Raw genomic sequence first — 8,834 nt, 5'->3', positions numbered from 1 at the left:
AATATTGATTAATATCAACTTTATGCGTTTTATTAATATTATTTTTTTGTGATTTTATTAATATAATTGTCATATCTGACAATTATATTGACAAAAATGGAGTCCGTTATGTCGATTTGCCTCCTAGATATAAATCAAGATTTTGCCACTATGCTAAATGCTTATGACTGCCCTGCTATTTTGGTCACCCCTCAATATCGGATCCTTGCAAGTAATCAAAAGTATCTTGAAATTTTTGGCGCTATAGATCAAAACCAACCAGCTTATTGCTACAAGGCGTCACATAATAATGAGGTTCCCTGCGACCAAGCTGGAGAAGCTTGCCCATTACCTGCTGCAGGTATTTCTGGAAAAAAACAACGTGTATTGCATATTCATCATTCTCCTCGAGGAAAAGAGCATGTTGACATTGAAATTCTTCCTATTTTAGACGACAAGGGGCAGGCAAAATTCTTTGTCGAATTGTTAAAGTCAGTCACATTGGCAAATCCCAAAATTGACGGTAATGAAATGGTTGGCGCCAGCCCTATTTTTAACCAATTGGTCGAAAATATTACACGCGTTGGCCCAACAGAAGCATCTGTATTATTACTGGGAGAAACAGGTACTGGTAAAGAAATAGCGGCTTCAGCTTTACACCTAGCAAGTAATCGAAAGACTCAGCCAATGGTGATACTAGAATGCTCAGGTCTTACAGAAACATTATTTGAAAGTGAATTATTTGGCCATGTAAAAGGGGCTTTTACTGGAGCGTTGTACAATAAAGATGGCCTAGTTGAGGTGGCTAACGGCGGTACATTGTTTTTAGATGAGATAGGCGATGTGCCTTATGAGCTACAAATAAAGCTATTGCGTCTAATTGAAACCGGCACTTATCGCCCCGTAGGCAGTCGAGAAACTAAGCGGTCTGATTTCAGACTGATTTGTGCGACTCACCAAGATCTTTTTTCAATGGTAGAGCGTGGGGAGTTCAGAAGTGACTTGTACTATCGCATTAATGTATTCCCTATTCATATACCCTCTTTGAATAAACGTAAAGAAGATATAGGACTTTTAACAACCGCAATTCTGCAGCGAATAGATGGCAGTGGGAAATACAGAATGACTGATTCTGCAATCAATTTATTAAGAGAGCATGACTTTGTGGGTAATATTCGTGAACTGCGGAATATATTATCCCGTGCACTTGTGCTAGCGGACACACTCATTATAGATCAGCATGTTATTAAAAGCTGTCTTGAAATCGATCAAAAAACAGCAGGTAATTCAAAGTCTATTACTGATTTGAAAGACAATGAACTAAAATATTTACAGCGGCTTATAGAGAGTGTCAATGGAGATAAAGACAAAGCAGCAACTTTGGCCGGTATTAGCACTCGCTCATTATATAGAAAGTTAAAGTAGATACAGAGCAGCGGGTGAACATTACACAAGCAATAGGAACCAGAAGCTTGAAAGCTAATTAATATCTTGAATTGTGTAACAAAAACAACCTCAAAGGTATAATTAGGACAGTAAATGCCATCATTCCAAAACTAAGACTGGTAACCGAAAAGAAAATAGAACAGAACAGAAGATATAGTATTTTTAAATCAAGTAAATCTATTCAAAACAGCTTATCTCGCCATATTTTAATCCTCATCCAGACCTTTTACATCCACAAGAATAAAAAACAGGCCATTTTGGCCTGTTTCGATTAATCACCCACCTAATATCACTTAGTAAGCAACGCTAATACGTTGATTAATATGCTTAGCATTTTCGGCTTCATCTAACATGGCTTTGGCGTAATCGACTACTGACACTCGGCTTTGGCCATCTGCATCAGTAAAGAATTCATCGCCACCTACACGGTACTGGCCTTCGGACTCGCCAGGGAAGATAAAGGCGGCGGGACTAACATAAGTCCACTTGATAGCAGAATCGGTAGCGCGGAATACTGCCAATGCTTCACCTTGGGCGATGGCTTCGGCTTTATATTCTTCAGGGAATTCTGCTGTTGACACTAACGTCACCCCTGGCGCGACTTCTAAACTACCAGCACCACCGACCCACAACAAACGCGGTGTGCCTGCTTGAGGTAAGTGCTGTAATAATTGCTGTGCGGTTTGTGCTACCACTTGATGATTTTGTGCGGCGCGGCCACCGATTGACGCTATCACCACATCAACGTCGGCAAATGCGCTAGCTATGGCATCGCTTGTCATAGTGGTTAAATCAAGTGTTCGTACGGCCACATCTTGATTGACTTTGCTGGCGTCGCGAACGACGGCAACCACTTCATGACCACGGCTAATAGCCTGCTGCATGATAGTGCCACCAATCCAACCTGTTGCGCCTAATACTGCTAGTTTCATGTTTTGTCTCGCTCTATTAATTAACAATGAAGCCAGTGTATAGACAACATAATCCGAGATAAATATCACTTATTGCGCTTAATTGTTTCATTTATAGATACAAAATAAATCATAATTGTGTAGTTTAAAGCAATCTAAACGGCGTGCTAATGCGTATCTAATAGCCTAATTCACCATGAGATTTTTGGCGCCATGCCCGACACGATCAAACAGGCTATTAATATCGTCTGGTTTAAACGCGACTTGCGCTTGTCTGATCATCAGCCGCTGGTCGATGCGTTTAACCATGATTTACCCTGCTTGCTCATTTATGATTTTGAACCCTTTATGCTGGCTGACTCGCATTATAATCAACGTCATTGGCGCTTTGTGTGGCAGTCGCTGCAAGACATGAATCAACAACTGGCGCGATTTAATGGTCAGGTGTATGCCTTTTGTGTACCAATAATTGATTTACTGGACGAGTTATCACAACAGTTTGAAATTAACACTATGTTCAGCCATCAAGAGATTGGTCTACACAACAGCTTTGAGCGCGATAAAGCGGTGGCACTCTGGTGTCATCAGCAACAGATCCATTGGCAACAATCACCAACAGGTGCGGTAGTTCGAGGGCGCAAGCATCGTCAAGCCTGGGATCAACACTGGCAACAAGTGATGAACAGCCCTATTGCGGTCCCCAATTGGCAACAATGTCCGCTGCAAAAGCTCGATAACTATCATACTCCGCTTATCGATCAGGCCATCATTACAGACAACGATCAATTCCAAACGGGTGGTCCTAAAGCGGCTAGAGCAATACTGAGCAGTTTTCTAAGCTACCGTGGTAAAGACTACCAACGCAGTATTTCGAGCCCAAGCTTAAGTCGCAGCCACTGTTCACGCTTATCACCTTATTTAGCATGGGGAAACATCAGTTTAAAGCAAGTGTATCAAGCGACATTAACCCGTTATAACGCAGTACAAACCAGCAATAAAGCGTGGAAAAAGCCTTTATTAGCGATGATGTCGCGCCTACATTGGCATTGCCATTTTATGCAGAAATTTGAAAGCCAATGCAGCATGGAATTCACCCCGGTAAACCCTGGGTATCTAGATTATCCTTATCGCAGCGACGACAACGTAGCGCAAGATATTCAGCGCTGGGCTGAAGGCCAAACGGGGATCCCCATTATTGATGCCTGCATGCGCTGTTTACGAGAGACTGGTTATATCAATTTTAGAATGCGCGCCATGTTGGTCAGTTTTGTTACCCATCATTTAAACATTGCGTGGCAACATGCTAGCTTACCGTTAGCCAATTATTTTCTCGATTTTGAACCTGGGATCCATTACCCGCAACTGCAAATGCAAGCCTCGGTGACAGGCATTAACACCATACGCTTATACAATCCCATCAAGCAGTCACAAGACCAAGATCCACGTGGGGAGTTTATTCGATTGTGGTGCCCAGAGCTCACCAACTTACCCAATGAGTATATTCATCAACCTTGGCTGCAACCGCCAATGGAAGCTATTTTCAATGACCTAATCTTAGGCCGTGATTACCCTGAACCTATGATAGATCTTACTCTGGCATCACAAATTGCCCGCGATCGCTTGTGGTCATATCGCGATCAACCTCAAGTTAAACGCCATATCGCTGCGGTATTAGGTCGTCATGTTAGCCCTAAGCGAAAACGAACTAAGGGCAAACCGATAGCAACAACTCAGGCTAAAGACCGTCATGACACATAAAAAACTCCATCTTGAGCATAAAGTCTGTTTAGTTTGCCAACGCCCGTTTGCGTGGCGTAAAAAATGGGCTAAAGATTGGGACAAGGTTAAATATTGTTCTGAACGCTGTCGCCGACATAAATCTGAATAAAGGTAATCACCATGACGACACTTTACACCAATGCTTCACCAACATTATTGCCAGAAACCAGCACATTGAGACTCATCTTGGGCGATCAACTTAATGCGTCACACTCCTGGTTTAAACAAGTCGATCCTAATGTGGTGTATTTGATTGCCGAGTTGGGACAAGAAGCAAGCTACGTCACTCATCATGTGCAGAAGGTCTGTGCCTTTTTTGCCTCTATGGCGCAATTTGCACAGGCCTTAGCCAAGAGTGGTCATCAAGTTTTGTACCTGACCTTAGATGAAACCCAGCACTATGCCGACCTACCCGCCTTGCTTGAACACATTACTGCAACGTATCAATTAACCCATTTTCAATACCAACACGCTGACGAATACCGTTTAGCCAAGCAATTGGGCTCTCTTTTACTACCAGGCATTGCTATCAATAGCACTGACAGTGAACATTTTTTACTGCCGTTTAGCGATATTCAAACTGAATTCACCCCGAAAAAACACGCCAAAATGGAGTTCTTTTATCGGCGGATGCGCAAACGTTTTAATGTGCTGATGCAAGATGGAGAACCTTTGGGAGGCCAGTGGAACTTTGACCAGCGAAACCGTGCCAGCTTTAAAAAGAATGACCTTGGCGATATTCCTGCGCCATTAATGTTTGCCAACGACGTCAGTGATATTTTAGCCCGACTTAAGCGCCATAATATCAACACCATAGGCAAAGCAGAAAGCCAATTATTATGGCCGCTTAATCGACGCCAATCACGTGAGTTGCTTGACTTTTTTTGCCAGCATTTATTAATCCGCTTTGGTCATTTTCAAGATGCAATGACCGAAAATAGTCGTGCGGATTGGAGTCTATATCATTCAAGATTATCGTTTGCGCTTAACAGCAAAATGATTTCACCTAGCGAAGTCATCAATAAAGTTATCGCCCATTGGCAAGCGCATCAAGATGATATTTCACTGGCCCAAGTAGAGGGTTTTGTCCGCCAAATACTCGGTTGGCGCGAATATGTCCGCGGTATTTATTGGATCAATATGCCCGACTACGCGACGCAAAATGCCTTGCAAGCACAACGCCCTCTGCCGGAGTATTTTTGGACCGCCAACACTAAGATGAATTGCATGCACCACACCATAAAACAGTCGCTCGATTATGCCTATGCCCACCATATTCAACGGTTAATGGTCACGGGCTGTTTTAGTTTACTCGCGGGTATCAATCCAGATGACGTCGACCAGTGGTATTTGGGCATTTACATTGATGCCATCGAATGGGTCGAAATGCCCAATACCCGCGGGATGACTCAATTTGCCGACGGCGGCATTGTGGCCACCAAACCGTATGCCGCCAGCGGTAACTATTTGAACAAAATGAGCGACTATTGCAAAAGCTGCCATTACAATGTCAAACTCAAGACAGAAGATAACGCCTGCCCATTCAACAGTTTATATTGGCATTTTATTCAACGCCATCAAGAGAAATTTCAACACAACCCTCGCATGACTATGGTGTATAAAAACTGGCAAAAAATGGATGCGCACACGCAACAGGCCATTATTAACAAAGCCGATAACCTATTGGAAAATATAGAAAGCTTATAACCTTTGGCTGTCGCGATAGGATGATGTTATGGACAAAATATCTGCTATACGCAGCTTTGTGGAAGTGGCCAGTTGTGGCAGCTTTACCCAAGCTGCCGAGCAACTAGGTTTAAGCCGTTTACAAGTGTCACGCCATATCAAAGAAGTTGAGCAATGGTTGGGGTTGCGATTATTACATCGCACCACTCGCCAAGTGAGTCTTACCTTACAAGGCGAAGAAGCACTGAATTATTGCCAGCGTATTTTAAGTGAAGTCACCGCGATGGAGAGTCGCGCCAATAGTCATAATAATGAACTGGTAGGCAGTATCCGTATCGCCTCGCCCATTGGACTTGGGCAACACAAACTGTATGACGTAGTTGAGGATTTTTGCCTGCAACATCCTCAGGTTAATATACAACTATTACTGTCGGATAATGTCTCACAATTGGTTAACGACAGGGTTGATATCGCCCTGCGTTACACCCATCAGCCAGATGAAAGCTTAATAGCTAGACGCTTAATGCACATCGATAGCGTCATTTGTGCCTCCCCAGACTATCTCGCCAAACATTCAGCCATCGAATCGGTTAATGACTTATTGCAACACAACTGTTTACGCCACTCTAGTCAGCAACGCTGGGAAATAATTGCAGACTCACAACCTCACCTATTGGATGTGAGCGGTAATTTACAAGCCAACGACATGGGCGTATTAATCAATGCAGCCCGTCGCGGCAATGGCATAGTCTGTTTACCTACCGATTTAGCCAATGGCTACCTTGAACGCCAAGAACTGGTTGAAGTATTACCCCAACTGACGGTACCAGGTAAAACCATATGGGCCGTGTATTTGTCGCGCAGTTATCAACAAACCGTCGTCAGAGCATTTATCGACTTTACCGCCGACGCTTGGCAGCAAGACATAAAAAAATGGCAAGCAAGCTAGAGTCACTAATCACGATTCGATAAGCCCTAATAACTGACTTCTAACGAATAATATCCAGTAATAGTTGTTGTAATTTCAGTGGCTGATCGAGACTGGCATCATGGCCGCAATCATCCATTTTATGTAACTGTGTTTGATAAAATAACGCTAACTGTTCGCTGCATTTGGGGTGAGCTAACTTATCTTGATTGGCGACTATCACGCTGACCGGTATGTTATTCAATTCAGGACCATGAAAACGGGCCGAAGCGTACAATTGCCTTAGTCCATTGATAAATGATGTATGGCATTGCAATCTCAGTAAACTCCAAGCATTAATCACTTCAATGTTGTGACTAAAATGCCTGCTGGTAAAATCAACGACAATCGCTTCTAACCAGTGACCTCTGCCTGTGTTGGCTTGCTGAGAACTCGCTAAGCCAGAGCGCAAAAACCTTAGTAAAACATGCGTTATAGAGGTCACTAAGCCGACACATTGAAACCGATAATACCAAGGCGACAAGTTGGCCGCACTGCTGTTAATTAACACCACATGCTGAATTCGTGAGCGACACTGCGCCGCCATGGTTAGCGCCAACATACCGCCCATTGATAATCCCACCAAGACCAACTTAACTTGGCTTGGCAGCATGGCCTGCTTGAGCAAAGCGGCATCAATTTGTTGCCACACCGCCTCGCAATAGTCTTGCATCTTACCTGGGCTAAGTTGATTGACCAGTAGGCCATTACCGGGCAAGTCAACACAAATGACATTGAGCCCTTGCTGGTTTAAACGCTGGTCAAAACCAGACCAATGGCGGCTGTCGCGCATTAAGCCTCTGAGTAACACTAAGGTGGTCATCGTTTATCCTCACTTAGCCTTTTTAGACCAGAAGCGCTTAGCTTGTTGAGTCAATTGTGTCAGTTGTTGGGGTTTTATTTGTTCAATAATTTGCGCATAAGCTGCATCTATAATGAACTGCATTAATACCAGGTGACGGCGTAAAATACGTTGATGCCGATGTGTTTTTTGCGGATTAAAATAACCAGAGAAGTTAAATAGCTGACGTGGATTTTTACGTACCCAAGCCCACGAGCCCATTTCTAAGGTTAACGGAATAAACGGTTTCCCGCTGACATTACTCGCCACCAAATAATCCCAAATATCACCGTGAGTACGATAGAAATGGCTTTGAGGTGCTAACTGATAATGGCTGTGATGCGGATAGCCTTTTTCGAACAACTGCATTAACTGATAAATATAACCCATGCCTTCAAAGGGTTGTCGAGTATGCGCATGGGGAAACCACAAATGATCCTGTAAACCAAAACCTGAGTGAGCATCGAGCACCATAACACTGCTGCTGTCTTGCTGTAATTGTTGCACATAGCTCACTAACGCATGGGTTTCTAGCTCCATACCATTTTGCCCTCGATACCAAGGCAAACGCGGCGAAAGTCGCTGACCGCCGACAAGAAAGGTCACGTCTTCATCTGAATCAATGGGAGCATTACGCATTAAATCAACATTGTTACCATTACCTCGGCTGCCACGCAAAAAGCCAACCGGATTCACAACGGGGACAAAGGCTAAGCGCACGTGTTGCAATAATTGCTGTAAGTGAGTATCCCATGGTAACCGATTGAGTAAGCTGTCTAAAAAGGCCAAAATCACTTGGGCACCGATGCGCTCAACCCCATGGACCCCGCCAACAAACAATACCGTAGGACATGGCTGTTGCTGTTGACCTAGCTCAATGGCTGTAACCGACAATTTTTCACCACGGTAATATAAATCTGCCAAGGACTGATGGCGAAATTGCTGCTGATGCTGAGCAATCAAGCGCTTTAAGGTGTCTATCTCGAAGGAATGCTCAAATGAAAACCTAGCCATTAGCCACTTTTTACTTTCACAAAATCATCTTAATACGTTAACGAAAAAATAAGACAGGTTAATGACAATCAATTGAAACAAGCTAATTAACACAAGACTTAACAATGTTTACATAAATAAAACAAACCAATATAGATCATATATTTAGAAAACTATTATTAAGTTTGGCGACCCAACTCACATTCGCTTGAATGCTGAGGTTTTATCATTA

The 8,834-nt window shown here is 43.3% G+C and carries 8 protein-coding genes; 5 read left to right on the top strand and 3 right to left on the bottom strand.

What is annotated here, in order from left to right; all coding sequences use genetic code 11:
* Positions 1 to 150: 150 nt before the first annotated feature.
* Positions 151 to 1,404: a sigma-54-dependent Fis family transcriptional regulator gene (locus H5185_RS05990; protein WP_220494418.1), complete on the top strand. Its 1,254-nt coding sequence runs from the start codon at positions 151 to 153 to the stop codon at positions 1,402 to 1,404.
* A gap of 314 nt (positions 1,405 to 1,718) precedes the next feature.
* Here the strand turns inward: H5185_RS05990 and H5185_RS05985 are convergent, their stop codons facing one another.
* Complete coding sequence (locus H5185_RS05985; protein ID WP_124015521.1) at positions 1,719 to 2,357, bottom strand: NAD(P)-dependent oxidoreductase; 639 nt, start codon at positions 2,355 to 2,357, stop codon at positions 1,719 to 1,721.
* Positions 2,358 to 2,549: 192 nt separating this feature from the next.
* Here H5185_RS05985 and H5185_RS05980 point away from each other — a divergent pair, with 192 nt between their 5' ends.
* The 4 genes from H5185_RS05980 to H5185_RS05965 are packed head-to-tail and all read left to right on the top strand — an operon-like array spanning position 2,550 to position 6,750.
* Positions 2,550 to 4,094: a cryptochrome/deoxyribodipyrimidine photo-lyase family protein gene (locus tag H5185_RS05980; protein WP_220494417.1), complete on the top strand. Its 1,545-nt coding sequence runs from the start codon at positions 2,550 to 2,552 to the stop codon at positions 4,092 to 4,094.
* Complete coding sequence (locus H5185_RS05975) at positions 4,084 to 4,224, top strand: DUF2256 domain-containing protein (RefSeq protein ID WP_182741590.1); 141 nt, start codon at positions 4,084 to 4,086, stop codon at positions 4,222 to 4,224. The genes H5185_RS05980 and H5185_RS05975 overlap by 11 nt, the downstream gene beginning before the upstream one ends.
* Positions 4,225 to 4,235: 11 nt before the next feature.
* A complete protein-coding gene (locus H5185_RS05970) occupies positions 4,236 to 5,822 on the top strand; it encodes a cryptochrome/photolyase family protein (RefSeq protein WP_182741589.1) in 1,587 nt (528 codons plus the stop codon).
* A 28-nt stretch (positions 5,823 to 5,850) separates the two neighbouring features.
* Positions 5,851 to 6,750, top strand: coding sequence for a LysR family transcriptional regulator (locus tag H5185_RS05965; RefSeq protein ID WP_182741588.1), 900 nt, complete (start codon positions 5,851 to 5,853; stop codon positions 6,748 to 6,750).
* A 40-nt stretch (positions 6,751 to 6,790) separates the two neighbouring features.
* Here H5185_RS05965 and H5185_RS05960 read toward each other — a convergent pair whose 3' ends face one another.
* Together H5185_RS05960 and H5185_RS05955 are read right to left on the bottom strand one after the other, a co-directional pair.
* Positions 6,791 to 7,591: an alpha/beta fold hydrolase gene (locus H5185_RS05960; protein WP_182741587.1), complete on the bottom strand. Its 801-nt coding sequence runs from the start codon at positions 7,589 to 7,591 to the stop codon at positions 6,791 to 6,793.
* A 9-nt stretch (positions 7,592 to 7,600) separates the two neighbouring features.
* The gene (locus tag H5185_RS05955) at positions 7,601 to 8,623 is read right to left on the bottom strand and encodes a DUF2817 domain-containing protein (RefSeq protein WP_182741586.1); all 1,023 of its coding nucleotides are present in this window, start codon (positions 8,621 to 8,623) and stop codon (positions 7,601 to 7,603) included.
* Positions 8,624 to 8,834 lie beyond the last annotated feature (211 nt).

The sequence above is a fragment of the Shewanella sp. SG44-6 genome, assembly GCF_014164185.1.
In the GTDB taxonomy this organism is placed as follows: Bacteria; Pseudomonadota; Gammaproteobacteria; order Enterobacterales; family Shewanellaceae; genus Shewanella; species Shewanella vesiculosa.
Note: the sequence above shows the minus strand (reverse complement) of the source record. Positions and strands in the feature narration are given on the sequence as shown.